Below are 24,421 nucleotides of genomic sequence, written 5' to 3' on the forward strand. Positions count from 1 at the left end.
GATGACCAAATTGGGGTGCACAGGTTAACAGTGGGGATAGTTGCTGGGTTAACGGCGCAGCTTTGCTACTCCGTCGCTGCGCCGCGCCGAATTGTTGACCTCAGGGCGCGGGGACGACGCTCTCCTTTACTTTCCGGCATGGCGTCCTGGAACAATTTGCGGAACCGGTCGCGCCGTTCGTGGATCGAGGCAAGGACCAGACCCATCGGCACGCCGAGGTCGACCAGAGTGTTTTCCGCGAGCTGCAAACTGGCCTCGGTCGTCTCAGGAACCGCATCGGTCACGCCCAGCCTATACAATCTTTCCGCGTGTTTCGAATCTCGGGCTCGGGCGATCAGGATCAGATCCGGCCGAAGCGAGCGCGCCGCGCTCACAACTTCGTCGACTTTCGCGGGCGCATCCATCGTAACCACCATGGCGCGGGCCTTTTCGATGCCACAGCGCTCCAGAAGCTCGGTCTGACCGGCGTCGCCGTAGAAGACATTCGACCCTTCGGCGCGTCCCTTGGCGACGGTCGCGGCATTCGCATCAACAGCCACGAAATTCTGTCCGTGTTCTGCCAGTAATTCGCCGACCAGACGCCCCACCCGGCCGAAGCCGACGATCAGGACCTGACCGTCAATCGACGGCAATTCCAACGCTTCGGTCGGAAGATCAGGCGTTGAGACATCGCCCTGTCGCGTCAGTCGATCCGCAAACATCGCCATCAAGGGAACAGTAAAAATACTTATCGTTGCAGCAAGCATCACGGTCCCGGTGAATCCGGGCGAGGCGATGCCCTCGACCATGCCCGCGCCGAGAATGACGAAGGCGAACTCGCCCGCCGGGCCGAGGACCAGAGCTGTCTCTATGGCCGTCCGGTTCTTGACGCCCCAGGCCCGGGCCACGCCGTAGATCAGTCCGGCCTTGAGCAGGGTCAGCAGGATGGCCAGCCCGAACACCGCCGCCGGGTCGGCCGCCACGGCATCGAGGTCCAGACCGATGCCGACGCCGACGAAGAAGACCCCCAGCAGCAGGCCCTTGAACGGGTCGATGGAGACCTCGACCGCCCGGCGGAACTCGGTCTCGGCCAGCAACAGGCCTGCGATCAGGGCGCCGAGGCTCATGGACAGGCCCGCCGCCTGCGCCGCCACGCCCGCGCCGACCACGACCAGAAGGCAGGCGGCCACGAACATCTCCTGCCCCTGACCCTGCGCCCTCGCCTTGGCGACGGAGCGGAACAAGGGGCGCAGCACCAGCCGTCCCAGCACCACCAGCAGGGCCAGGCCGATGGCGGCGGGCACAAGGGTGAACAGCGCCGGGCCCAGCACCGCCGGATCGAACTCACCGCCCGCCGAGCCCGCCTGCGCCAGCGCCGCCAGCACAGTGACGGTGATCAGGATCGGCGCCACGGCCAGATCCTGCGCCAGCAGAACCGAGAAGGTCGTGCGTCCGGCCGCGCCGCCCAACCGTCCGCGCTCGGCCAGCACCGGCATGACCACCGCGGTCGAAGACAGGGCCAGCCCCATCCCCAGCACGGCCGAGGAGACCAGCGGCTGGCCCATCAGCATGAAGACCGCCGCCAGACCCACGGTGCAGACCGCCACCTGACTGAGCCCCAGACCGAACACCAGCCGCCGCATGGCCTTGAGTCGTTCCCACGACAGCTCCAGACCGATCATGAACAGCAGGAAGGCCACGCCCAGTTCGGACAGCGAGCGAATCTGGTTGGCGTCCGATATGGTCAGCCACGACAGCCACGGTATGGTCTCGGCGAAACGCGCAAGGCCGTCGGGCCCCAGCAAAACGCCCGCCGCAAGAAAGCCGAGAACCGGACTGATCTTCAGCCGGTTGAAAAGGGGAACCACCACCCCGGCCGCCGCCAGGAAGACCACAAGGTCCTTATATTCGCCGCCGCCGCCGTGAGTCGCCATTCGCCCTCCGTACGGTTCAGCCTACAGGCTGAAACGCCACCCCGTCTGGGTTTCCGTCGATTCATGACAAAAATTTCAGGCGACAGCCTCTGAAGCGGGCGTAGGGTCCGCCCCGACCCTTCCAGATTGGTGAAGAGAAGTCGGGAAATCTCCTATGAAGAAGCTGCTTATCGGCGCCGCCCTGGGCGCGCTGCTCGTGCCTGCCGCCGCCCAGGCCCAGGATCATGACCACGCCTGCATCGACGAGGCGTGCACGATCTTTGAACTGTTCCAGGCTCCGGCCCAGGGCGCCGCGGTGCAGGGCTACCAGGGCACTGTCGCCCCCCGCTACGGGACCTGGGGGTTCGACCTCAACGGCCGCGACACCTCGGTGAACCCCGGCGACAGCTTCTTCCGCTACGCCAACGGCGCCGCCATCGACCGCCTGCAGATCCCGTCGGATCGCACCTCGTACGGCTCGTTCAACCTCCTGCGCGAACTGTCGGACAACCGCGTGAAGGGCATGATCGACGCCCTCGTCGCCCGCACTGATCTGGCCGCCGGTTCGGACGAGCAGAAGATCGCCGACGCCTACCGCTCCTATATGGACGTGGCGCGCATCGAGGCGCTGGACGCCCAGCCGCTGCAGCCCTACCTGGCCGCCATCCGCGCCGCCGACACCCATGACAAGGCCGCGGTCTACATGGGTCAGACCCAGGGCCGCATCGGCTCGTCCATCTTCGGCACCGGCATCACCATCGACCAGAAGGCGCCGACCCGGTACGCCGTGTCGACCGGCCAGTCGGGCCTCGGCCTGCCGAACCGCGACTACTATCTGGAGCAGCGCTGGGCCGAGAAGAAGGTCCTGTATCAGGCCTACGTCGCCCGCATGCTGGGCATGATCGGCTGGGCCAACCCGGAACAGTCGGCCGCGGACATCGTCGCCTTCGAGACCCGGATCGCCGAGGCCCACTGGACCCCGGAGCAGAACCGCAACCGCGATGAGACGTACAACGAGTACACCATCTCGCAGTTGGCGTCGGAGGCCCCGGGCTTCCCGTGGCAGGCCTATTACACCGCCGTCGGCGTTGGTGAAGTGCCGCGCCTGATCGTCCGTCAGGACACGGCCATGCCGAAGATCGCCGCCATCTACGCCGAGACTCCGATCGCGGTGATCCAGGCCTGGCAGGCCTTCCACACCACTGACGACGCGGCCGGTCGCCTGTCGCAGCGCTTCTCGGACGCCCAGTGGGAGTTCCGCTCGCGCGATCTGCAGGGCCAGCCGGCGCAGCGTCCGCGCGACAAGCGTGGCATCAGCTTCGCCGAAGGCATGCTGGGCGAGGCCGTTGGTCGCCAGTACGTCGCCGAATACTTCCCGGCCGAGTCCAAGGCCCAGATGGAGCAGTTGGTCGCCAACCTGCGCACCGCCCTAGCCAACCGCATCCGCAACTACACCTGGATGAGCGCCGAGACGAAGGCGGCGGCGGAAGAGAAGCTGCGCAAATTCACGGTCAAGATCGGCTATCCCGAGAAGTGGCGCGACTACTCGGCGCTGGAGATCCGCCCGGACGACCTGTTCGGCAATGGCGAGCGCGCGGGCCTGTTCCAATGGAACTACCAGCTGGCCCGTTTGAACCAGCCGGTGGACAAGGCCGAGTGGGGCATGACCCCGCAGACCGTGAACGCTTATTACAACTCGGCCAACAACGAGATCGTCTTCCCGGCCGCGATCCTGCAGCCGCCGTTCTTCGATCCGACCGCTGACCCGGCCGTCAACTACGGCGGCATCGGCGGCGTCATCGGCCACGAGATCGGCCACGGCTTCGACGACCAAGGCTCCAAGTCCGACGGCGACGGCGTGCTGCGCAGCTGGTGGACCCCTGCCGACCGCGCCGCCTTCGAAGCCCTGACCGGGCGTCTGGGCGAGCAGTACGGCCAGTTCGAGCCCCTGCCGGGCTTCCGCGTCCGTCCGGGTCTGACCATGGGCGAGAACATCGGCGACGCCGCCGGCGTGGCCGTGGGTCTGGAAGCCTACCACCTGTCGCTGAACGGCCAGCCCGCCCCGGTGCTGGACGGCACGACCGGCGACCAGCGCTTCTTCTACGGCTGGGCCCAGGTCTGGCAATCGAAGTACCGCGACGCCGCCCTGCGCCAGCAGATCGACACCGACTCGCACAGCCCGGCGGAGTTCCGCGTCATCGGCCCGCTGCGCAACGTCGATGCCTGGTACGAAGCGTTCGGCGTCCAGCCGGGGACCAAGTACTATCTGGCTCCGGAAGACCGCGTCCGCATCTGGTAAGCGGATCGCATAGACGATGAATGAGGGCCGGGGCGGCGACGCTCCGGCCTTTCTTTTGGGACCTATATACGTGTGTGACCCAATGAGGTATAAGCGGCGGTAAGGAGAGACCGTCGTGATCCAGCAGTTCGACAACCTAGTGCAGCTCTTTCAGGCCTTCCCCACGGAACAGGCCGCCATCGACCACCTGACTTCGATCCGGTGGGCGCGTGGGAAGTTCTGCCCGCTGTGCGGCAATGCTGACGAGAAGCGGATTGGGACGCTGGTCGGGACCAACACCCACAAGTGCTACGCCTGCCGGAAGCGATTCAGCATCAAGGTCGGGACGATCTTCCAAGACACCAAGCTGCCGCTGCGCACTTGGTACGCGGCCATCTGGATGATCACCAACCACCCCAAGGGGATCGCCTCGACCACGCTGGCGCGCGACCTGGGCATCACGCAGAAGACCGCATGGTTCGTGCTGCACCGACTCCGCCATGCGGCGCGAACGGACAGCTTCAACGGCCCTCTGTCGGGCAGCGTCGAAGTGGACGAGACCTTCGTCGGCGGCCGGGAGTCCAACAAGCACAAGTCCAAGAAGCTGAACCAGGGTCGCGGCATCGTCGGCAAGACGGTGGTGCTCGGCATGGTCCAGCGCAACGGGGAGATCAGGGCCGGCGTTGTGCCGGACACGCGACGGGCCACGCTGCAAGGCGTCGTCAGGGAGCACGTCGAGAAGGGGGCGAACCTCTACACCGACGAGCACTCGTCATATCGCGGACTGAACGACGAATACGCTCACCACACCAACCACCACATGAGCGGTCGGTACGTCATCGACGGTCACAACCACACCAACACGATTGAGAGCGTCTGGGCCTTGCTGAAGCGGCAGATCATCGGCGTCCACCACTGGATCTCGCCGAAGCATCTAAACCGCTACGTCGGTGAGATGACCTATCGCCTGAACAATCGGGAACTCAGCGTCGGCGGGATCGTCAACGACCTACTGCGCCGGTCGGAAGGCCCGCTGCCCTACAAGGTGCTGATCTCATGAACGCCAAGGACGTGGAGCGCCCCCTTTTCATCGACATGGACTTCGACGAGGCCCTAAGGCGCTTCGCCCAGACCAAGCCGGAGGAGGTTCAGCCGCCTCCCGGCCAAAAGAAGAAGGGCGCCCGCCCGGAGCCGAAGCTCAAGACGGGCGCCCCGAAGAAGGACGATTAGAGAAGTCGGTGCGGACGGACTTTCGGCGACCAGTGAGTGCGGACGGATACGATCTTTCCGCTCTGCCTGATCTGTCGATAGCCCTGCACGCGAGCGCGTTTACGCGTCGCCATCGGCACAATCTCCATCAAAGGGGTTGACGGGAATTAGTCGCCGCGAGAGAATTAGGTGTTCAAGCTATCTCTGCGCGGCAACGTGCGAGACGAGGGAGCCCCTGCGAAAGCGGGGGCTTTCGTCGTTTCTAGGTGTCGTTAATCCATAGTCGATGCCTCCTGAGCCGCAGCAAAGCTCCCCCATCACGTACAACCAATAATTGAAAGCGCTGTCGCGCCTAAGCTATTGAAGTTGAAGGGTAATCACCACCTCGGAGAGTATTTGTCACCACCCTTCCGGCACCGTAGCCGAGATGTGGCTGATCCAGCGGGCGCGTTCGGTAGCTGTGAATAACTTCGCCCCTCGACCGCGCCTCACCCCGGCGCCATAGTCCCGCTCGTTGCGGCTCGGCTTGAACACCGCCCGCGACCGCGCACACCGCGAACACAGGAGCCCCGCTTTGTCGGGCGGCTCCCGAAATACAACACCTCCCGTAGGGAATACGGGAGGCGCGTTCCCTGTGTGCGCGTGTTCAACCGTCCCGGCGCCAGCCCGGGCGAGACACGGGGAAGAGTCATGGTTGTTTCGGTAGCCCTCATGGTCGCTGTGCTGGCGCAGGACCCGAAGCCACCGACCACGCCTGAAAGCACCTCGCCTGTCGGCGCTTGGCAGGCCAGCGATGAGACCGCGCCGCTGGACGGCAGGCGGACCGTCACACGTACGCTGCTGTCCACAAATCAGGTGACTGACAGCACGGGGAGGCCGGTGCCCGGCATTCTGATGCTGAAGTGCCAAGGCCGGTCGATAATCGTCTATGTGACGTGGCCGGGAGCCTACTTCGGAACCCACCTGAACGATGTGTCGTGGCGCGTAGACGGTTCGGCGATCCGAAGCGAAGGATGGGAAGCCCCTTACGGGATGCCGAACGTCACCTCAGAAGACAATCCGCGCCGCCTGTTGGATGCCATAGCGGGTGGGCAGCAGCTCGTGATGCGCGTGAGCAGCTACAACGTGGCTCACGACTTCACTTTCGATCTGGGTGATGGTGCAGAGGCTGTGGGGGCGGTCCGCGAGGCGTGCGTGCGGCGATAATAAGCGTTAAAACTTCGAAGTCACTTCGCTGATTAATTCGACGTTACCCATACACGTTCATGTGGCGTTCAACGCGGTTAGCGCATACCATTGGTCATGTAGCGCGTTGCGTAAACGCATTATTGCGATTATGTACCGCGCCACGGAGCGTCGTATTTTAGGGAACCCTTAAGGCGACTCTCCATTTTTTGCCGGGACGGCAAACAGCGCTAGACCCTGGATAGGGTTGAAGGGAGAGAGTTATGCATATCGAACTAGAGGCCCTGAAGCGGCGGCTGTTCGATGACAATCAGGTCAAGAACATTAAGTTCTTCCCTGGCTGGAACGCGGACGCCTCTGGTGAGGACATGGCCCGTGAAGTCAACAAGTTCTTCGCCGAAGCGGCGAACCCTGCGGATGACATTTGTGAAGCTTGACCGCTAGCACGCAGGTTGTAAGGAAAGCGCTGGGCAACCGGCGCTTTTTTTATGTCTTACACTCTTCTCTACGAACAAGTTCAGGCCCAAGGCGGCCGCATAAGCACGAACTGGCTCAAAGAGCTGGCGGTGAAGTTTTCCGATTTCACGCATATCAACGAGCAGTGGTCCGGCGCTGTCGACCAGATGGGATTGCGCGGGTTTTTCCTTGAAGGGCCTTTTGCGGGTCCGCCTCAGATAAGTGAGCATCAAGCGCTTATCGTGCTGTCTCGACAGATGGTGAAGGGACCAGAGGGTGCGAACTGGCGCCGACTCGTGTTCACCAAAGAACTCATGCACGTCTTCGATACTGCAGAGGAAAAGGCTGACACCGGCGAGAAGCTAGAGCGTCAAGCGGACCGCTTTGGTAATCCTGGCGCGAACATCTCTCCTCAGTACCGAGCAGAGCAGAAGGCCGTTTGGCGCGCCCTAGGGGCACTATGTCCAGAGTCGGACAGGAGTGCTTACAAGCGTGCGGTAGACGCCAAGACGATGAGCATAGCGGTCTTGGCAACGACGGTTGGTGTTCCTGAACGCTTTGCCACCGAGTTGATGCGGGATGATTTCATGGACCAGCTAACGTCCTCCATGGAATGAAGCTCGTCGGGTCCAATGGGAGACTCGAATTCGATCGGGTCACACACGTATATAGGTCCCATAAAAAAGCCCGCCGCGGGGGATACATCGCGGCGGGCTTTCTTTCGCTCTTGTCGAGCGGACGTTTCCTCCCCGAAACGCCTCCGGGCGGCTGCTGCGTCGAAACGCTGCGCTTCCCGAGTGCGTCAGAAAGACGACAATTTCCCTCTCAAGTCAATCAAGACCCTGACGCGAACAGGGGAATTTACTTACTTATCAGCGATAACTCACAAAGCTGTGCGTCAGGAACCGATGATACCCCGGACCGTGGCCACAAGCTCGGCGCGAGCCACCACCTGCTGGCCCGGACGCTCGGCCTTCCAGGCTTCGTTGTCGGTGACCCCGGCGGCGGCGGCGCGACCGGCGTCGAGATCCTTGATGGTCACCGTCCCGGCCGCGATCTCGTCCCCGCCCAAGATGATGGCGGCGGGGGCGCCGCGACGGTCCGCATACTTCATCTGGGCCTTCATGCCCGCCCGACCGAGGTACAGTTCGGCCGCGATCCCGGCGTTGCGCAGTTCGGACACCGCATCGAGGTAGTGCTGCATGTCGGCTTCCGAGAAGACGATGACCACCACCGGGCCCCGCACGGAATCCTCGTCCCCGCGGCCCGCGGCGCGCAGGGCCGAGGCCAGACGCGAGACACCGAACGAGAAGCCCGTGGCGGGCAGGCGCTCGCCCGTGAAGCGGGCCACCAGATCGTCGTAGCGACCGCCGCCGCCGATGGAACCGAACCGCACGGCGCGACCCTTCTCATCGGTGGTCTCGAGCAGCAGTTCGGCCTCGAACACGGCGCCGGTGTAGTACTCCAGCCCGCGCACGATGGTCGGGTCGAAGCGGACGGCGTCCTGCCCGACCTTCATGGCGTTCAGGGCCCGGTCGATGGCCGCCAGTTCTTCCAGAGCGGCCTCGCCGACGGCGCCCAGCCCGCCCGCGCGGGCCACGGCCTCCAGCGTCTCCGCCCGGCCGAGGGCCGCGTCGCCCGCCGAGGCGAGGAAGGCTTCGATGGTCGAGGCGACGCCCAGCGGCAGTTGCGCGCCCTTGGTGTAGTCGCCGGACTCGTCCAGACGCCCCTCGCCCAGCAGGGCCGAGACGCCTTCCCAGCCGAGACGGTCAAACTTGTCGATGGCGCGCAGGGCCGTCAGCTTCTGGATCGGATCGGTGACGCCGCCCGCCTCGAACAGGCCGTCGAACAGCTTGCGGTTCGAAACGCGGATCACCGCCTGCCCCGGCGCCAGACCGGCGGCCTGAAGCCCCTCGCAGGCCATGGCGATGATCTCTGCGTCCGCTTCAGGGCGATCCGAACCGACGGTGTCGGCGTCGCACTGGACGAACTCGCGGAAGCGGCCGGGGCCGGGCTTCTCGTTGCGCCAGACGGGGCCGAAGGCGTAGCGGCGGAAGGGCTTGGGCAGGGTCTCCCACGACTGGGCCGCGAACCGGGCCAGGGGCGCGGTCAGGTCATAGCGGAGGGCCATCCACTGATCGTCGTCGTCCTGCAGGGCGAAGACGCCTTCGTTCGGACGGTCGGCGTCGGGCAGGAATTTGCCCAGGGCGTCGGCGTATTCGAAGGCCCCGGTCTCCAGCGGCTCGAAGCCCCAGCGCTCATAGACCTCGGACACCCGCTGGACGAGGCGGCGCTCGGCCACCAGGTCGCGGCCGCGACGGTCGGCGAACCCACGCGGGTTCCGGGCTTCAGGGCGGGCAGGAGCGTTGTCGGTCATGCCGCGCGCTTAAGCCAAAGCCCGCGCGCGGGCAACGATCAGGCGTCTGCTGTCTTCCTCAGCGGCACCCAGCGCCAATAGGTCAGGCAGCGCCAGAGCCATTCAAACGGGCCCATGGTGAAGACCGACAGCCACAGGGGCGACCAGATCAGCTGGGCGAGCCAGACCGCGCCGATGACGAGCCACAGCCGTCCCGGCTCGATGGTCCCAAACCAGTGCGGCCCCCACGGCATGTAGAAGAGGGTCGTCATGATCAGGGTCTGGGTCAGATAGTTGGTGAAGGCCATCCGCCCGACCGGCGCGAACACGCCGGTGATGATCTTCAGCCCAAAGCGGGTCATCAGGATCAGCAGGCTGACATAGGCCAGGGTGATCAGGGGCGCGAAGCTGCCCAGGACGCCCGCCATCCCCTTCGTTGGGTCCGGCGCGCCGTGCGGGGCGGCGTAGAACTGCCAGTCGTACCAGGCGAAGGCCGCCAGATTGGCGCCGCCGATCAGCAGCAGCAGGACATAGATCCAGGTCGGCGACCGTCCGCTCAGGAAGCCGGCCTTGAACAGCCCCATCCCCAGGATCATCAGCCCCGCGGTGACCGGGACCAGGGTCAGGCTCACCAGTTGCAGGATGACCGCCGACTTGAAGTTTTCAATCAGCGCGCCCGGCCAGCCGGACTGATAGGCCTGGATGATCTGCATGAGTTGATCCTGCGTCGTGCCGAACGGATTGCCGCCTTGCTGCTGGCCGGCGCCGGGCAAGAGGCCCGTCATCAGGGCCGTCACCGCCGACAGCAGGCCGAAGACGAGATTCAGCGAGACGCCTGTCCAGATCAGCGCGCGCGACGACCATGACCGCACCAGCATCACCAGCAGGCCGGTGTAGGCGTAGTGCAGCAGGATATCGCCGAACCACAGGGCGAAGCCGTGGATCAGGCCGAACAGGCCCAGCCAGAGCAGGCGGCGCAGCAGCAGCGGACCGCGCGCCTCATCGAAGCGGGTCCCGCCGATCAGGAAGATCGACACCCCGAACAGCATCGAGAACAACGAGCGGAACTTGTCCTGGAAGAAGACATCCTTGGCCCATTCGCCGAGGATGTTGGCGTGATCATGCGGCCAGGGCGGCGCCAGGGACGGATCCATCTCGATCGCAATGGGCCAGGCGAAGGCCATGGCGTTGACCGCGAGAATGCCGAGGATCGCCCAGCCGCGCAGCATGTCGAGGGTGAAGATGCGATCCTTGACCGCGATGGGCGCCAAACGGGCCGGTGACGGACTCCCGCCGGTCTGGGCGTCGGTTGCGGCCATGGTCATCCCCCCGAGCGTGGCTTTCGCGCAGGTTGCGCGTCACGCGAGAAGCGTCAAACCAATTCGAGGTAATAAATCAGCGCTCGCCGCCGATGACGCCGAGGCGATCGCGCACCTCGGGCTGGGGCGAGAAGGCGATGAAGGCCACGCAGAGCCCGGCCCACAGGGCGTAGGCCACGCCGACGACCACCGCCAGCGGCAGACCGCCGACGCCGTAGATGAGCAGGGTCGTCTGGCTGCTGCCGACGCCCTCGCCGATGTTGGCGGCGTTCATCCACTGCAGGACCACCTGGGCCAGGGCGAAGACGACCGTCAGGGCCACGGCGATCAGGCCGCCGTAGAACATGAAGCGCCAGATGACCCCGAGCCGGGTCGCCGGGCGGCCCGAACGCCGGGTCTCCTGCGCCAGCAGCCACAGGATGCCGGGCATGACCAGAAGGCCGATCAGCATGACCTGAAGCCGCCAGTCCATCTCCAGACCGGGGATCCAGTTGTGCGGCGGCCAGATCAACAGGGTGGCCCACAGCGGCGGCCAAAGCACGCCCAGCAGGGCGGCCAGAACCGTGCGCTGCGGCTCACGCCGCCAGACCACGCGCTGCTGTCCCGGGAAGTCCTCGGGCCGCTCCAGACGGGGGATCATCGCGTCGGCGCCGGCGTTTCGCCGGAATAGTCATAGAAGCCGCGGCCCGACTTGCGGCCCAGCCAGCCCGCCTCGACATACTTCACCAGCAGCGGGCAGGGGCGGTACTTGCTGTCGGCCAGACCGTCGTAGAGCACGTTCATGATGGCCAGGACGACGTCCAGCCCCATGAAGTCGGCGAGTTCGAGCGGACCCATCGGATGGTTGGCGCCCAGCTTCAGCGCCTTGTCGATGGAGGCGACGTTCCCGACACCCTCGTACAGGGTGTAGATCGCCTCATTGATCATCGGGACCAGAATGCGGTTCACGATGAAGGCGGGGAAGTCCTCGGAATTGGTGGTCGTCTTGCCCAGCGACTCGGCGAAGGCGACGGCGGCCTCATAGGTCTCGGCCGAGGTGGCGATGCCGCGCACGATCTCGACCAGCTTCATAACCGGAGCCGGCTTCATGAAGTGCAGGCCGATGAAGCGCTCGGGCCGATCCGTGGCCGAGGCCAGGCGGGTGATCGAGATCGACGAGGTGTTTGACGCCAGCAGGGTGTCGGCGCCCAGCAGAGGCACCAGATCGGCGAGGATGGATTTCTTGACCGTCTCGTCCTCGACGGCGGCCTCGATGACCAGATCAGCCTCGGCGGCGTCGGCCAGCGACCCGACCGCGGCGATGCGGGCCAAGGCCGCGTCGGCGTCCGCCTGGGTCGTCAGGCCGCGCGCGATCTGGCGCGACAGGCTGGCCGCGATAGCGCCCATGGCCTGGGGCACGCGGTCGCCCGCGGCGTCGTAGAGCTTCACGTCATAGCCGCCCGTCGCCACCGTCTGGGCGATCCCCGCGCCCATCTGGCCCGCGCCGATGATGGCGACTGTCTTGATCGTGGTCATGAAGTCCGGTCGTCTGTCAGGCCAGCGGCCCCGTGGGCGGGCACCTTAGGACGGTCGCCGAACGGTGCAAGCGCGGAACGTCCCCTAAACGGTGAAGACGCTCCGGCGTGACCTCCGCGCCGCGCCCTCAGCCCAGCAGGGCGATCAGGAAGGGCGCGCTCATCCGGTTGAAGAGAATCCCGAGGAACTGCAGCGTCAGGATGGCCACGACCGGCGAGAGATCGACACCGCCCAGCGGCGGAATGACCCGGCGGAACGGGGCGAGAATCGGCCCGGTCACGGAATCGAGGAACATCGCCAGCTGGTTCACGAACCGGTTGCGGTTGTTGATGACGTCGAAGGCGAACAGCCAGCTGAGGATAGCCGACAGAATGATCGCCCAGGTCATGAGCGACAGGATGGTGTTGACCAGCCAGACGATGGCGTAACCCAAGGGGCGTCTCCCGCGTTGAAGCCCTGCCTTTAACGCGTCGCCGTTCGCTGTCCAAGGATTCGCGTTGATCCGCGACGATCAGCGCCACGACAGTTGACACCACCTGCCCGCCGCTCGTATGTCGCCCGCTCGCCTGCACCCTTACGTTCCGTGGGTTTCGGGGGGCCGTAGCTCAGTTGGTAGAGCGCGTCGTTCGCAATGACGAGGTCAGGGGTTCGACTCCCCTCGGCTCCACCATCTTTCTTCGCGCTGGCGCGCTTCGAAGGATGGAAAGACAGGCAGGCAGGACCTTGCGGGTCCGGATCTAGTCCATGACGTTGTCCCCTTCCCCCGCCGCTCCGTTTCGCGTCGCCGCCCTGTATCGTTTCGCGCGGATCGAGGATCGCGAGGCCGTGCGCGACGCGCTGGAGGCGCTGTGCGCGCCGGATGTGCGCGGCATTCTGCTGGTCGCGCATGAGGGGCTGAACGGGACCATCGCCGGTCCGCCCGAGGCCGTGGATCGGGTGTTGGACGGCATTCGAGCCCTGCCCGGCTTTGACAGGCTGGAACTGAAGTTCGGCACGGCGGAGACGCCACCCTTCCGGCGCATGAAGGTGCGGATCAAGGCCGAGATCGTGACCATGGGCGAGCCGGACCTCGATCCGGCCAGCGACGCCGGGACCTATGTCCCGCCGGACCAGTGGAACGCCCTGATCGCCGATCCGGACACCCTCGTGATCGACACGCGCAATGACTACGAGGCCGCCGTCGGAGCCTTCGAAGGCGCGATCCAGCCGAACACCCGCAGCTTCCGCGACTTTCCGGAGTGGTTCCGCACCGAGGGCCGCGCCCTGCTGGACCGGCCCAGAGAAGGATCGGGCCCGCCGAAGGTCGCCATGTACTGCACCGGCGGCATCCGCTGTGAGAAGTCGACCGCCTTCCTGAAGGCCGAGGGGATCGAGGAGGTGTTTCACCTCGAGGGCGGCATCCTGAAATATCTCGAGACCGTGCCCGAACCCGAGAGCCTGTGGCGTGGCGAGTGCTTCGTCTTCGACGAGCGGGTGGCGGTCGGCCACGGCCTGTCCGAAGGCAGTCACAGCCTGTGCCGGGGCTGCCGCATGCCGGTCAGCGCCGAGGGGCGCGCCTCACCGCTGTATGTCGAGGGGGTCTGCTGCGAACGCTGCCACGACAGCCGCACGCCGGAACAGCGTGACCGCTACGCCGAACGGGCGCGGCAGATGGAAATCGCTGAGAAGCTGGGCATCGACCACGTCGGCGCGGTCTTGCCGGATCGAGCAAAGGCCTGACGGCCTACTGATCCTCGTCGAATTTCCGGTTCACGAGGTCGGACAGGGCCTCGATGGCCTCGGCGGCGTCGGGGCCTTCGGCCTCGATGTGGACGTCGCAGCCATTGCCGGCGCCCAGCATCAGCAGGCCCATGATCGACAGGGCGTTGACCGTGACGCCATCGCGGGTGACGCGGATCTCGCTGTCGAAGGTCGAGGCCAGCTTGACGAATTTGGCCGATGCGCGGGCGTGCAGGCCGCGCTGGTTGCAGATGCCGACGGTGGTGTTGATGGTGTCGGTCATTTCTCGCCCTGCAGGACCCAGCTGGCGACGGAGATGTATTTGCGGCCCGCGTCCTGAGCATGAGCGACGCAGGATTCCAGCGGCTCGCGGCCGCGGACGCTGGCCAGCTTGATCAGCATGGGCAGGTTCAGCCCGGCGATGACCTCGGCGTGGGTCTCTTCCATCACCGAGATGGCGAGGTTGGACGGCGTGCCGCCGAACATGTCGGTCAGCAGGATGACGCCGTCGCCGTCATCGACGGCGCGCGCGGCATCGACGATGTCGCGCCGACGGCGCTCCATATCGTCCTCCGGGCCGATGCAGATGGCCGCGACGCCCCGCTGGGGGCCGACGACGTGCTCCATGGCCGAAAGGAATTCGGAGGCCAACCCTCCGTGGGTGACGATCACCAGCCCGATCATGAAGGCTTCACCAAGACTTGCGCCCCCGCGTTCCGGTCGCTTCCTGAGCTGACCGCAGGCCGCGCGGAATAGCCCAACTCCGCGCCGGGTTAAAGTCGGGCGATGACCGCCGCGACCTTTTCACCCGCGGAAGCCTCTCGCGGATTGAGCCGGAGCAGGGGCAGATCGACCCCCTGAACCCGCTTCAGGGCGGGGTCCGGCAGCCGCTCGACCGGTTCCGGAGCCAGCTCGACGGCCAGCACCACCCGGGCCAGGTCCAAGGTGCCGGCGGACACGATTCCGACCCCGCGCACCTCGATCTTGCCCGCGATGGTGCGTGGCGCGCGGGCGTAGAGACGGCCCGAGGCGGCGAACAGATGGGCATAGTCATCCGCCGCCAGCCGCCAGCCGGCGCCCATAAGCCGGAGGGCCAGATCGCTCTTGCCCGCGCCCGGCGGGCCGAACAGGGCGGCGGCGCGCCAACCGCGGCCCGAGGCCCAGTGGGCGACCACGGTGGCGTGGACAGGCTGGGTCACGGACGGCGGGCGACGGGGGCGGCGGGCAGGGCCACCTCGAACCGGGCCCCGGCGGGACCCGCCTCGCCCGGACAGTTCTCGGCGCGGACCGTGCCACCGTGCGCCTCGACGATCTGACGCACGATGGACAGGCCGAGGCCCGAGTTGGCCCCAAAGGCCGTGCCACGCGGACGCGAGGTGTAGAACCGCTCGAACACCGTCTCGAGGTTTTCCGGCGGGATGCCCGGACCGTCGTCCTCGATGCGGACGTGGACCGCGCGCTCGTCGATGTCGTCGCGCAGCAGGGTCAGGCGGACCTCGCCATCCGGCGGGCTGAATGAGCGGGCGTTGTCGATCAGGTTGCGGAACACCTGCCCCAGCGGACCGTCACGGCCGACGACGAAGGCGTGATCCCCCTCGGGCGGGGTGAAGACCACCCGCGCCTCGCCCGGCTTCCGTCCGGCGTCATAGACGCTGACGATATCGGCCAGCAGGGTGGTCAGATCGATGGTGCGCGGCCGGTCTCGGTTCAGTTCGGCGTCCAGGCGCGAGGCGTTGGAGATGTCAGTGATCAGCCGGTCCAGACGCCGCACGTCCTGCTGGAGCAAGGCGGTGAGCTTCTCGCGCTGGGCCTCGGTCTTGACCAGCGGCAGTGTCTCCAGCGCAGAGCGGATCGAGGTCAGGGGGTTCTTGATCTCGTGCGACACGTCGGCGGCGAAGGCCTCGATGGCGTCCATTCGGGCCGAAAGCGTCTCGGTCATCGACTCCAGCGAGCGGGCGAGATCGCCGATCTCGTCCTTGCGGCCTTCAAGGTCGGGCAGGGAGATGGCGCGTGCGCGCTGCAGGCGGACCTCGTCGGCGGCGGCCGACAGGCGCATCACCGGGCGGGCGACGAACAGGTGCAGCAGCAGCGAGCCCAGCAGGTTCACCGCCAGCGCCACCAGGGCGAAGGGCATGAGGGCGCGGCGCTGGGCGCCGATGGTCTCGTCGACGTCCCCGGCTTCCAGCGTCAGCACGCCCAGCACCATCTGCACGTGGCGCACGGGAATGGAGACCGAGACCACGCGGTCGCCGGTCTCGTTGGTGCGGATATCGGCCTGCGGGACGCCTTCCAGCGCGCCCTCGACCTCAGCGGCCAGGGCGATGCGGGCGCGTTCAACCTTCTGGGCGTCGCCGGCGGTCTCGGCCTCGTCCGGCGTCGGCACGGGCGAGCCGGCGGGGCGCGCGGCGGGCAGGGGTTCGCCGGGAATGGCCTCGGTCACCCAGTAGCTGTCGGCCACCAGAATGCCGTCCACGTCGAACAGGCGGGCGCGCTGGCCCGCCGGAATGAAGTTGTCGCGCAGCCAGCGGCTGGCCTCGATGGGATCCAGCGAGGGAATGGGCTCGCCGCGCGTGACCCCGATCTGGGGCTCGCCCAGCACCCGGACCAGCAGCTCGGCCTGGGCCGCCAGCGTCTCCTGCCGCGACTCGATCAGCCCCCTCTGCCATTCGTTCAGCAGCAGGGCGCCCACGAACAGGATCAGCAGGCTGAGCAGGTTGAGCGCGAGAATCAGGCCGCCAAGGCGCGACCCGCCGAACCGTTTGGGTCGGCGGGGGCGGTCCTCCCCGGCCTTGGCCGGATCAGCTCTCGCGGTAACGGTATCCGACGCCATACAGGGTCTCGATCGCGTCGAACTCGGGATCGACGACCCGGAACTTCTTGCGCATGCGCTTCACGTGGCTGTCGATGGTGCGGTCATCGACATAGACCTGATCGTCGTAGGCGGCGTCCATCAGGTTGTCGCGGCTCTTTACGAAGCCGGGACGCTGGGCCAGGGCCTGCAGCAGCAGGAACTCGGTGACGGTCAGCTTGACCGGACGACCGTCCCAGGTGCTCTCGTGGCGCGCCGGATCCATGGTCAGCTTGCCGCGCTTGATGGCCTTGTTCGAATTCTCGGCGTTCGGCTCGGGCTCGCCGCCGTCGGCGCCGGTGCGGCGCAGCAGGGCCTTCACCCGCTCGATCAGCAGGCGCTGGCTGAACGGCTTGTGGATGTAGTCGTCGGCGCCGAGGTTGAAGCCGAGTATCTCATCGATCTCCTCGTCCTTCGAGGTCAGCATGATGACCGGGATCTGCGAGGTCTGACGCAGGCGGCGCAGGACCTCCATGCCGTCCATGCGGGGCATCTTCACATCGAGGATGGCCAGATCGGGCGGCGAGGTCTCCAGCGCCTCCAGTCCGGACGCGCCGTCGTGGTAGGCCGTGATCTTGTGGCCGTGGCTTTCGAGGGCCAGCGACACGGACGCAACGATGTTCTCGTCGTCGTCGACCAGGGTGATGTTGGCCAAATCGGCTTCTCCTTGCAGGCTCGTCGTGTGCGTCATCAACGCATGGCAAGCGTAACCGTTCTACGTCATCGCGGTTACATTACGGCGGAAAAGATGGGCCGCGTCGCCTGAATCCGCAACGAAACCTGACCTTAAAGTCTGTCAGGCAGGATCAGGGGCTATCCAAAGAGTGCTCCATGGCCGGCCCCGTCCACTACGAAGTCTACATCCGCAAGACCGCCCCCTCGTCGTGGAGCCTCCAGATCGCGACCGAGGACCGGACCCACGCGATCGACACCGCCGAGGATCTGTTGCGCGACGGACGCGCCGCCGCAGTCCGGGTGACGAAGGAGACGCTCGACCCGGACACCATGGAATTCAACAGCGTGACCGTATTCAGCCGGGGCGCTCCGGAGGTGCGGCAGAGCAAGGCGCCGGTCGAGGACGCATCCGGCCCGCGCTGCAGCACCGCCTATGATCTCTATGCCCCGATGGCGCGCGAACTGATCGGGCGGGTGCTGGAAGACTGGCTGCGTCGGCAGGGCGTGACCGCCTTCGAGCTCCTCCACCGCCCTGATCTGGCCGAGCGGCTGGACGCCACAGGCGTGGAACTGCAACACGCCATCCAGAAGGTCGCCGTGCCGGAGGCCCAGGCCGACGGCAAGCCGGTGCACGATCTGGTGCGCCACTATCAGAAGCTCTCAGACGCGGCGATCGAGCGGCTGGTCACGGCCGGGCGCAAGAATCGCTTCCCCAGCCTCGAGCATCACTCGCTGGCCGATCTCGCCCACAGACTGGAGGGCCAGCCCGAGCGCGCCTTCATCATGGGCGGCGTGATCGCCGGAGCCCTGGTCGGACTGAAGAACGACCGGTCCCGGCTGGACAAGCTGATGGACCTGGCCGAACGGGCGCCGATGGATGGGCAGCCCCGCGCCATGGTGCTGGTGCCGATCGAACAGATCCTGTGCGAGATGCTGGGGTCGCGCAGCGGACTGGCCGACATTCTCGGCCCGTCGCTGGATCAGGGCGCCGCCCTTGCCGCCGTGGTCCGCATGGTCGCGCCGCGTGAGGTCGGCCTGCTGGTCCATCAGGACCCGCGCATGGCCCTGCAGGTGCCCGCCGTCGAAGGCCCCGCCGCCCGGCTGGGCGCGCGTATCGAGATCGCCGAGTTCCCCCTGCTGTCCGCGGCCCTGGCCCGGATGGTGCTGCGTGAACTGATGAGCCCCCGCCGCCTGCGTCCCGCCGACGCCGCCGGGGAAATCGACATCCTGCGCGCTCTGGCGACCAGCCTGACCGCCACCGCGGGCCGTCTGCTGACGCTGGAGGAGGTCCAGAACGCCTTCAACGAACGCTCCAAGGCGCTGGTCACCGCTGATTTCGTGGCCGCCTACGTCAAGGGCTGCAGCACCGTGCTTTGCGAGGCAGAGGCCCTGACCCGACTGTGCGAGAACGTCACTGGCGTGGCGAACAAGCGCTCGGCCGCGCGCTGGCTATCGGCCTGTGTCGGCTCCCTGCGCTTCGAAACCGAGATGCGGCAGTCGAGCGGTCAGACCGCGGCCCAGAAGCTGGGCGTTCTGGCCGGACTGCAACGGGCGGTGCGCGCCTGCGGCCTTTCGGAGCGGGACGAGACGGACATTTGCACTTCGATCGGCACGGTCGGCGGCGCGGTGGAGGGCGAGGCCCGGATCGTGCCCCTGTTGGCTCGATCTCCCGCTCCGGCGCCGCAGAAGCTGGCGGTCCTGCTGCGTCTGGCGGCGGGCGAAACGGCGCCGCTGGGCCCGGCGGCGGATCGCGCCAAGGCCGAGGCCATCAAGCTGTTCCGCGCCCCCGAGGCCCGTGCTGCACTTGTGGCCGCGCCCGAGGTGCTGGCCCCGCTCAAGACGCTGATGAAGGCCGCCGGTCTGGCGGCCTGATCAGGGGGCCTGTTTGCTGGGCCGCGGTCAGAAGGCTCCGCCTTCTGACTGCTACGCGCCGCCCTTCGGGTCGACCCGACGCGGCCTAGTCGAAGATATCGAAGATGCTGTCGCGCTTCTTCTTTTTGTATTTGTACTCGTCGTCGCGGCGGTAGCGGTCGTCGTAGCGGCGGTCGTCGCGATAGCCCGGCTGACCGCCCCACGGCTGTTGGGCCTGCTGCGGCGGATAGGGGGCCTGCGGCTGCGGCGCCGGCGCGGCCTGCGGGGCCGAGGCGCGGCCTTCGGCGGTGGCCGAGTCCATCAGCTTTTCCAGTTCGCCACGATCCAGCCAGACGCCCCGGCAGGTCGGACACATGTCGAACTGGACGCCGCCGCGCTCCAGCGTCTGCATGGCGGCGTTGTCGTTGGGGCACATCAAGAGCGGCATGCGGGTCTCCTCGCGTTTCCCAACAGCTACGTCCACGGCGCCGTTACGGTAACCCCCACGCGGCGATCCGCCGCGCGCTTGCGAGGCGCAGCGACGCTCCCCAATGTCACGCCATGACCGACCTTCCCGCCTCTACCGCCGAAGCCATGGGCCGCATGCCGGGCCGCGACCTGCTGCAGGCCGTTATCGACGGCCGCATCCCGCCCGCCACCATCGGCGAGACCATGTCTTTCGCCTTGGCCGAAGTCGGCGACGGCGTGGCGATCTTCGAGGGTGTGACGGGTCCGCATATCCTGAACCCGCAGGGCATGGTGCACGGCGGCTGGGCCCTGACGCTGATCGACAGCGCCACAGGCTGCGCGGCCCATTCCACCCTGCCCGCGGGCGTCGGCTACACCTCGATCTCGACCCAGACCAACTTCACCCGCCCGATCACCGCCAACACCGGCAAGGTCGTCTGCGAAGGACGGGTCATCAACGTCGGACGCCAGATCATCACCGCCGAGGCGACGATCAAGGACAGCACGGGCCGCCTGCTGGCCCACGGCCAGTCGACGATCATGGTGCTGCAGCCGCGCGGCTAGTCTTCCGGCAGCGGCGCAGGCATCAGGTTGCCGAAGGGCGCGGCGTCTTCCAGCGCGCGCACAAAGGACGGGCGGGCCATCAGCCTTGCATGCCAGGCGCGCAGCCGGGGCCGGTCGCCGAACGGAACCAGGCGGCGTGCGTATGTCATCAGCGGCGCCGCCGCGCAGTCGGCCAGGGTGAAGGTTTCGCCCGCGCCCCAGGTCCGGCCGTCCGCCAGCCGGGCCTCCAGCATGTCCCAGGCGGTCTCCAGTTCCTTGGCGTCCTGGGCCATCGCCGTCTCGTTCGGCGTGCCCGCGCGGCCCAGCCGGTTGAAGACGATCCGGTTCATGTTGCCGCCGACGTAGATGTCGAGGATCCGGTCGACGAACCGGGCCTCCAGCGCGGCCTCCGGATCGGCCGGGATCAGGCGCCCGCCGCCCGCCAGCCGGTCCAGATATTCGATGACGATGCTGGACTCGATCACCGTCCGGCCCGCCGCCGTATCGATCAGCGTCGGCATCTTGGCGAAGGGCGATACGGCCAGGAAGCCTTCCATCGCCTCGGGCGAACCATCGACCAGCTTCACCTCATACGGCAGGTCCAGTTCGTACAGGGCGACGGCCGCTTTCTGGCCGTAGCCGGAATAGGGATGGGACCACAGGATCAGGGACATCAAGCGGCTTCCTCGTTCGCGGCCAGCCAGTCGGCCATCTGTTGCATTCCGACAGCGGTGCCTTCCCGGCGGTCGGCCCAGCCGTCCTCGCCGAAATAGACGCCCTGCTCATTGAAGATCAGCCGCGCCCCGTCGCCATCCGGCAGGATCTCGACCGAGGCGATGGAGGCCGACAGCTTGCGCCCGCCCACATGCATGACGAAGGCGAAGATGAACCGGCGCCCCTCGACGATGTCGAGATAGGTCCCCTCGAACAGGTGCTCGCCGTCCTCGCCGCCGCCCCGACTGATCTCCTTGCCGCCCACCCGGAAATCGAGTTGCTCGATCACCGGCGAAGCGACGTGCTCGCAACCCATCCACGCCTGTTTGATCTCACGGTCGGCGAAGGCGGCGAAGACGCGGGCGGGTCGAGCGTCATAGCGCCGCTCGATCGCAAAGCCGCCGAAGACGATGTCGCGCGCGGCCATCACCCGCCCTTCCGGACGATGCGGAGGTGGGTCGCCCGCTCGCCCGCCGTAGTCTCGGCCACCTCATAGCCGAGCGTCGGCAGGTCCAGCCCGGCCCAGAACGGCTCGCCTTCGCCCAGAAGCACCGGCGAGACGGCGATGTGCATCTCGTCGATCAGGCCCGCACGCAGATACTGGCGGATGGTGTCGGCCCCGCCGCCGATACGGATATCCAGATCGCCCGCCGCCGCCCGCGCCTTCTCCAGCGCCGCCTCGGGCCCCTCGGTTTCGAAATGGAAGACCGTGCCGCCGTCCATCTCGAACGACGCGCGCGGGTGATGGGTCAGGAGATAGACGGGAACCCGATACGGCGGGGTATCGCCCCACCAGCCCTTCCACGCCTCGTCCGGCCAGTCGCCCCGGATCGGACCGAACATGTTGCGGCCCAGGATCCAGGCGCCGATCCCGGCCATGCCCCGCTCGGCGAAGTCGTTGTCGACACCAGTCTCGCCCTGGCCGTCGCCGTACATTCTCTGGAAGGTCCTCGTTGGGAAGAACCACTGGTGCAGCCGCTCGCCGCCGACGCCCAGCGGCGCTTCGAGGCTCTGGTCCGGCCCGGCGCCGAAGCCGTCCAGCGAGATCGCATAGCTGCTGACGCGAACCTTGCCGGCCATCACGCGGCCTCCCCGAGTTCGCGAGCGAGCGCGCCCAGCATCTCGGCGCAGCCCTGTTCCCGCATCGGAATATGCGCCGCACCGTCCTCGCCGAAGAAGGCGCCCTGTTCGGTGTGGATCAGCCGCGTGCCGGAGCCGTCCGCGACCAGTTCGGTCGTCGCCAGCGAGGCCGAGGCCCTTTCCTTCTCGCCCCCGATCAGCCGGCCCATGACGTAGCTGATGATGATCCGACGGTTGTCGACGATATCGAGGTATTCGGTGTCGTTGAACCAGGTGTCGTTCTCCGGCCCGCCGAAGCGAAAGGTGCCACTGAAGCGACCGCCGACGCGGAAATCCAGGTCCCAGTGATGGACGGTCCACTGGTCGCCTTCGGCGAACCAGCGGCGGAAGGCGGCGGGATCGGAATAGGCCCGGAACACGCGCTCGGGCGAGGCGTCGTAGCGCCGCTCGACGGTGAAGGTCCCGTGGGCGACGGTCGGGGTTGCGGCGGTCATCACTTCTCCTCCTCGGGTTTCGTCTCGTCCAGAAAGGCGCCCAGCCGGTCGAGGCTGCGTTCGACCGACAGACGCCGGGCGTTCAGCCAGCGTTCGGCGGCGGTCAGAGCCTCGGGCTCGACCCGGCAGGTCCGGACGCGGCCAACCTTCTCCGAGCGCACCAGACCCGCCGCCTCCAGAATCTTCAGATGCTGCATCACCGCCGACATCGACATCGGCAGGGGCTCGGCCAGTTGGCTGACCGAGACCGGCCCCGCCGACAGCCGCTCGACCATGCGCCGCCGGGTCGGGTCCGACAGGGCCTGGAAGGCGAGATCGAGCGGTTCCTGATACTGAAGCATTCGCTTAAGTATCAACTTGGGGCGAGAACGGCAAGCGGCGGCTGAGGCCACGGCAACGCGCCGTTAATCGACGCGGCGCACGCTTCCCAAAAATCGTGTTGGGAGAGACGGGATGTCGACCATGCAGACCGGCAGTTACCGGCGTCAGCGCGACCATTTCGAGCCGCAGGATATCGATCCGCAGGAGCAGCGACGGCTGCGCGGCCTGCTTGAGCAGATCGACTATTCGGCCTTCATCGCCAACCGCGAGGTGCTGGCCCAGATGGTGCCGGGGCTGGACCCTTCCGCCTTCCAGCGGCTGGCGGTCATGACGGCCACGGCGCGCGGCAAATGGGTGTCCGAGGGCCTGCGCCAGTCGGAATCCGGCGCCCCCGCGACGCCCGACCAGATTGCCCGCCTGACCGCCGCGCGGGCGGCCTATGAGGAACTGGCCGAGGTCTATGAGGGCCTGCGGCGCATGGTCGAGCGGGGCTACATCACCCTGCGCTGAGGCGGATCAGTCCTGCGGCTGGGGGCGCGTCAGAATCGGCGCATCCGGATCCGACGGCGGACGCTCGGCCGCGGTCGGCGGCGGCGCCGAGGGCGCGGGCTCCGGCAACGGCTGGGTGACGATGGCGGGCGGCGGAGCCTCGACCGGACGCGGCGCGGGCTGGGCTGTCGTGGTGGTCGCCGGACGCGCCGGCGCGGGGGTCACAACAGGCGCGGCCGTGGTCCGTGCCGAAGTCGCGGCCGGAGCGACAGCGGCGGGAGCCGGGGTAGGCGTCACAGGCTCGGGCTCAGCGGCGGGCGGGGCTTCGACTGTCGCGGCCTCCCCCGGTTCAGCAGCAGGCGGGGTCAGGGGCGCGACGGTCGCCGGGGCGACCGGCGACACGGGCGTTTCCGCCGGAGCCCGCGTCAGCATCCAGCCGCCGACGGCGACCGCCGCCAGCACCACCACCGCGCCACCCGCATAGAGCGGCAGACGACCGGAGGACTTGCCCCGCGCGCTGGCGGCTTCCAGCACGCCCTTGACCGGCGCCGGGGCGGCGACCACGACGTCCGGCAGAACATGGACTTCAGCCGCCGCGACCGGCGCCGCAACGGGCGTGGGTTCCGGCTCGGGCTCGGGCTCGGGCTCGGGCTCGGGCTCGGGCTCGGGCAGAGGGCGCACAGTCAGATCCGGCGCGGCAACCGGCGCCGCCTCGGGCGCGGGCCGTTCAACCGGCGGCGCGACAGGAGTGGGCGCGACGGGCGCGGGCGTCGCGGCGCGCGGGATCAGCGACCCGCTCAGAATGCCCGCCGAGGGCGCCGCCACGGGCCGGGGCTTGGGCGGCTCAGGCAGGGGCGCCAGCGTTCCGCCGCGCGGCAGGGGACCGGCGCGGAACACCGCCTGGGGCGGACGGCCCCAGTTCACCTGGCGACGAAAAGGCTGGGGCTGGCCATTGACGGGCGAACCGGTCGGCTTGGCGTCGTTCTGGTCGGACATGCAGGCTCCCGCG

Annotated in this window: 28 protein-coding genes and 1 tRNA gene; 11 read left to right on the forward strand and 18 right to left on the reverse strand. The window is 67.3% G+C overall.

Annotation, left to right across the window (positions count from 1 at the left end; all coding sequences use genetic code 11):
- Positions 1-65 precede the first annotated feature (65 nt).
- The gene (locus tag ACTIEF_RS00170) at positions 66-1,913 is read right to left on the reverse strand and encodes a cation:proton antiporter domain-containing protein (RefSeq protein WP_439470160.1); all 1,848 of its coding nucleotides are present in this window, start codon (positions 1,911-1,913) and stop codon (positions 66-68) included.
- Positions 1,914-2,067: 154 nt separating this feature from the next.
- On the opposite strand from ACTIEF_RS00170, the gene ACTIEF_RS00175 reads away from it, so the two are divergent.
- From ACTIEF_RS00175 to ACTIEF_RS00200, 6 genes are all read left to right on the forward strand, one after another.
- On the forward strand, positions 2,068-4,191 hold the full coding sequence (locus ACTIEF_RS00175) for a M13 family metallopeptidase (protein ID WP_439470161.1): 2,124 nt from the start codon (positions 2,068-2,070) through the stop codon (positions 4,189-4,191).
- Positions 4,192-4,306: 115 nt separating this feature from the next.
- Complete coding sequence (locus ACTIEF_RS00180) at positions 4,307-5,230, forward strand: IS1595 family transposase (protein ID WP_439470162.1); 924 nt, start codon at positions 4,307-4,309, stop codon at positions 5,228-5,230.
- Positions 5,227-5,400 (forward strand): hypothetical protein, encoded by a 174-nt coding sequence (locus ACTIEF_RS00185; protein ID WP_439470163.1) that lies wholly within the window; start codon positions 5,227-5,229, stop codon positions 5,398-5,400. The genes ACTIEF_RS00180 and ACTIEF_RS00185 overlap by 4 nt, the downstream gene beginning before the upstream one ends.
- Positions 5,401-6,069: 669 nt before the next feature.
- A complete protein-coding gene (locus tag ACTIEF_RS00190) occupies positions 6,070-6,585 on the forward strand; it encodes a hypothetical protein (RefSeq protein ID WP_439470164.1) in 516 nt (171 codons plus the stop codon).
- A gap of 242 nt (positions 6,586-6,827) precedes the next feature.
- Positions 6,828-7,001 (forward strand): hypothetical protein, encoded by a 174-nt coding sequence (locus ACTIEF_RS00195; protein WP_439470165.1) that lies wholly within the window; start codon positions 6,828-6,830, stop codon positions 6,999-7,001.
- 51 nt (positions 7,002-7,052) lie between these two features.
- Positions 7,053-7,637, forward strand: coding sequence for a hypothetical protein (locus ACTIEF_RS00200; RefSeq protein WP_439470166.1), 585 nt, complete (start codon positions 7,053-7,055; stop codon positions 7,635-7,637).
- Between the two features lie 281 nt (positions 7,638-7,918).
- On the opposite strand, the gene hisS is transcribed toward ACTIEF_RS00200, so the two are convergent.
- The 5 genes from hisS to ACTIEF_RS00225 form a co-directional block, all read right to left on the reverse strand.
- On the reverse strand, positions 7,919-9,397 hold the full coding sequence (gene hisS / locus ACTIEF_RS00205) for a histidine--tRNA ligase (RefSeq protein ID WP_439470167.1): 1,479 nt from the start codon (positions 9,395-9,397) through the stop codon (positions 7,919-7,921).
- A 38-nt stretch (positions 9,398-9,435) separates the two neighbouring features.
- Positions 9,436-10,695, reverse strand: a complete 1,260-nt coding sequence (locus ACTIEF_RS00210) for a DUF418 domain-containing protein (RefSeq protein WP_439470168.1) — start codon at positions 10,693-10,695, stop codon at positions 9,436-9,438.
- Between the two features lie 76 nt (positions 10,696-10,771).
- Complete coding sequence (locus ACTIEF_RS00215; protein WP_439470169.1) at positions 10,772-11,335, reverse strand: phthalate transporter; 564 nt, start codon at positions 11,333-11,335, stop codon at positions 10,772-10,774.
- A complete protein-coding gene (locus ACTIEF_RS00220) occupies positions 11,332-12,210 on the reverse strand; it encodes a 3-hydroxybutyryl-CoA dehydrogenase (protein ID WP_439470170.1) in 879 nt (292 codons plus the stop codon). Before ACTIEF_RS00220 ends, ACTIEF_RS00215 begins: the two co-directional genes overlap by 4 nt.
- Before the next feature lie 127 nt (positions 12,211-12,337).
- The gene (locus ACTIEF_RS00225) at positions 12,338-12,643 is read right to left on the reverse strand and encodes a YggT family protein (protein WP_439470171.1); all 306 of its coding nucleotides are present in this window, start codon (positions 12,641-12,643) and stop codon (positions 12,338-12,340) included.
- A gap of 161 nt (positions 12,644-12,804) precedes the next feature.
- On the opposite strand from ACTIEF_RS00225, the gene ACTIEF_RS00230 reads away from it, so the two are divergent.
- Positions 12,805-12,880 (forward strand) — tRNA-Ala (locus tag ACTIEF_RS00230).
- Positions 12,881-12,954: 74 nt separating this feature from the next.
- The gene (gene trhO, locus ACTIEF_RS00235; RefSeq protein ID WP_439470172.1) at positions 12,955-13,929 is read left to right on the forward strand and encodes an oxygen-dependent tRNA uridine(34) hydroxylase TrhO; all 975 of its coding nucleotides are present in this window, start codon (positions 12,955-12,957) and stop codon (positions 13,927-13,929) included.
- A 4-nt stretch (positions 13,930-13,933) separates the two neighbouring features.
- Here trhO and ACTIEF_RS00240 read toward each other — a convergent pair whose 3' ends face one another.
- From ACTIEF_RS00240 to ACTIEF_RS00260, 5 genes are all read right to left on the reverse strand, one after another.
- Positions 13,934-14,212, reverse strand: a complete 279-nt coding sequence (locus tag ACTIEF_RS00240; RefSeq protein ID WP_439470173.1) for an HPr family phosphocarrier protein — start codon at positions 14,210-14,212, stop codon at positions 13,934-13,936.
- Complete coding sequence (locus tag ACTIEF_RS00245) at positions 14,209-14,613, reverse strand: PTS sugar transporter subunit IIA (RefSeq protein WP_439470174.1); 405 nt, start codon at positions 14,611-14,613, stop codon at positions 14,209-14,211. The genes ACTIEF_RS00240 and ACTIEF_RS00245 overlap by 4 nt, the downstream gene beginning before the upstream one ends.
- A gap of 89 nt (positions 14,614-14,702) precedes the next feature.
- The gene (locus tag ACTIEF_RS00250; RefSeq protein ID WP_439470175.1) at positions 14,703-15,128 is read right to left on the reverse strand and encodes an HPr kinase/phosphorylase; all 426 of its coding nucleotides are present in this window, start codon (positions 15,126-15,128) and stop codon (positions 14,703-14,705) included.
- The gene (locus ACTIEF_RS00255) at positions 15,125-16,759 is read right to left on the reverse strand and encodes a sensor histidine kinase (RefSeq protein WP_439470176.1); all 1,635 of its coding nucleotides are present in this window, start codon (positions 16,757-16,759) and stop codon (positions 15,125-15,127) included. Before ACTIEF_RS00255 ends, ACTIEF_RS00250 begins: the two co-directional genes overlap by 4 nt.
- Positions 16,728-17,432, reverse strand: a complete 705-nt coding sequence (locus ACTIEF_RS00260; protein WP_439470177.1) for a response regulator transcription factor — start codon at positions 17,430-17,432, stop codon at positions 16,728-16,730. Before ACTIEF_RS00260 ends, ACTIEF_RS00255 begins: the two co-directional genes overlap by 32 nt.
- Before the next feature lie 176 nt (positions 17,433-17,608).
- Between ACTIEF_RS00260 and ACTIEF_RS00265 the strand changes: the two genes are divergently transcribed.
- The gene (locus ACTIEF_RS00265) at positions 17,609-19,324 is read left to right on the forward strand and encodes a hypothetical protein (RefSeq protein ID WP_439470178.1); all 1,716 of its coding nucleotides are present in this window, start codon (positions 17,609-17,611) and stop codon (positions 19,322-19,324) included.
- Between the two features lie 85 nt (positions 19,325-19,409).
- Here the strand turns inward: ACTIEF_RS00265 and ACTIEF_RS00270 are convergent, their stop codons facing one another.
- On the reverse strand, positions 19,410-19,751 hold the full coding sequence (locus ACTIEF_RS00270) for a zf-TFIIB domain-containing protein (protein ID WP_439470179.1): 342 nt from the start codon (positions 19,749-19,751) through the stop codon (positions 19,410-19,412).
- Positions 19,752-19,864: 113 nt separating this feature from the next.
- Here ACTIEF_RS00270 and ACTIEF_RS00275 point away from each other — a divergent pair, with 113 nt between their 5' ends.
- On the forward strand, positions 19,865-20,335 hold the full coding sequence (locus ACTIEF_RS00275; protein WP_439470180.1) for a PaaI family thioesterase: 471 nt from the start codon (positions 19,865-19,867) through the stop codon (positions 20,333-20,335).
- Here ACTIEF_RS00275 and ACTIEF_RS00280 read toward each other — a convergent pair.
- Genes ACTIEF_RS00280 through ACTIEF_RS00300 form a run of 5 tightly spaced genes read right to left on the reverse strand, consistent with a single transcriptional unit; the run spans position 20,332 to position 22,943 of the window.
- Positions 20,332-20,988, reverse strand: a complete 657-nt coding sequence (locus ACTIEF_RS00280) for a glutathione S-transferase family protein (RefSeq protein ID WP_439470181.1) — start codon at positions 20,986-20,988, stop codon at positions 20,332-20,334. The two genes, ACTIEF_RS00275 and ACTIEF_RS00280, sit on opposite strands and share 4 nt — an antisense overlap.
- Positions 20,988-21,455: an SRPBCC domain-containing protein gene (locus tag ACTIEF_RS00285; RefSeq protein ID WP_439470182.1), complete on the reverse strand. Its 468-nt coding sequence runs from the start codon at positions 21,453-21,455 to the stop codon at positions 20,988-20,990. The genes ACTIEF_RS00280 and ACTIEF_RS00285 overlap by 1 nt, the downstream gene beginning before the upstream one ends.
- Positions 21,455-22,108, reverse strand: a complete 654-nt coding sequence (locus ACTIEF_RS00290; protein ID WP_439470183.1) for a dihydrofolate reductase family protein — start codon at positions 22,106-22,108, stop codon at positions 21,455-21,457. Before ACTIEF_RS00290 ends, ACTIEF_RS00285 begins: the two co-directional genes overlap by 1 nt.
- On the reverse strand, positions 22,108-22,602 hold the full coding sequence (locus ACTIEF_RS00295) for an SRPBCC domain-containing protein (RefSeq protein WP_439470184.1): 495 nt from the start codon (positions 22,600-22,602) through the stop codon (positions 22,108-22,110). The genes ACTIEF_RS00290 and ACTIEF_RS00295 overlap by 1 nt, the downstream gene beginning before the upstream one ends.
- Positions 22,602-22,943 carry an ArsR/SmtB family transcription factor gene (locus ACTIEF_RS00300; RefSeq protein WP_439470185.1) on the reverse strand — a complete coding sequence of 114 codons (342 nt, stop codon included), beginning with the start codon at positions 22,941-22,943 and terminating at the stop codon, positions 22,602-22,604. The genes ACTIEF_RS00295 and ACTIEF_RS00300 overlap by 1 nt, the downstream gene beginning before the upstream one ends.
- Positions 22,944-23,055: 112 nt before the next feature.
- Between ACTIEF_RS00300 and ACTIEF_RS00305 the strand changes: the two genes are divergently transcribed.
- Positions 23,056-23,433 (forward strand): hypothetical protein, encoded by a 378-nt coding sequence (locus ACTIEF_RS00305; protein ID WP_439470186.1) that lies wholly within the window; start codon positions 23,056-23,058, stop codon positions 23,431-23,433.
- A 6-nt stretch (positions 23,434-23,439) separates the two neighbouring features.
- Here the strand turns inward: ACTIEF_RS00305 and ACTIEF_RS00310 are convergent, their stop codons facing one another.
- Positions 23,440-24,408 (reverse strand): hypothetical protein, encoded by a 969-nt coding sequence (locus ACTIEF_RS00310; protein WP_439470187.1) that lies wholly within the window; start codon positions 24,406-24,408, stop codon positions 23,440-23,442.
- Positions 24,409-24,421 lie beyond the last annotated feature (13 nt).

The sequence above is a fragment of the Brevundimonas sp. genome (genome assembly GCF_051858995.1).
Classification (GTDB): Bacteria; Pseudomonadota; Alphaproteobacteria; order Caulobacterales; family Caulobacteraceae; genus Brevundimonas.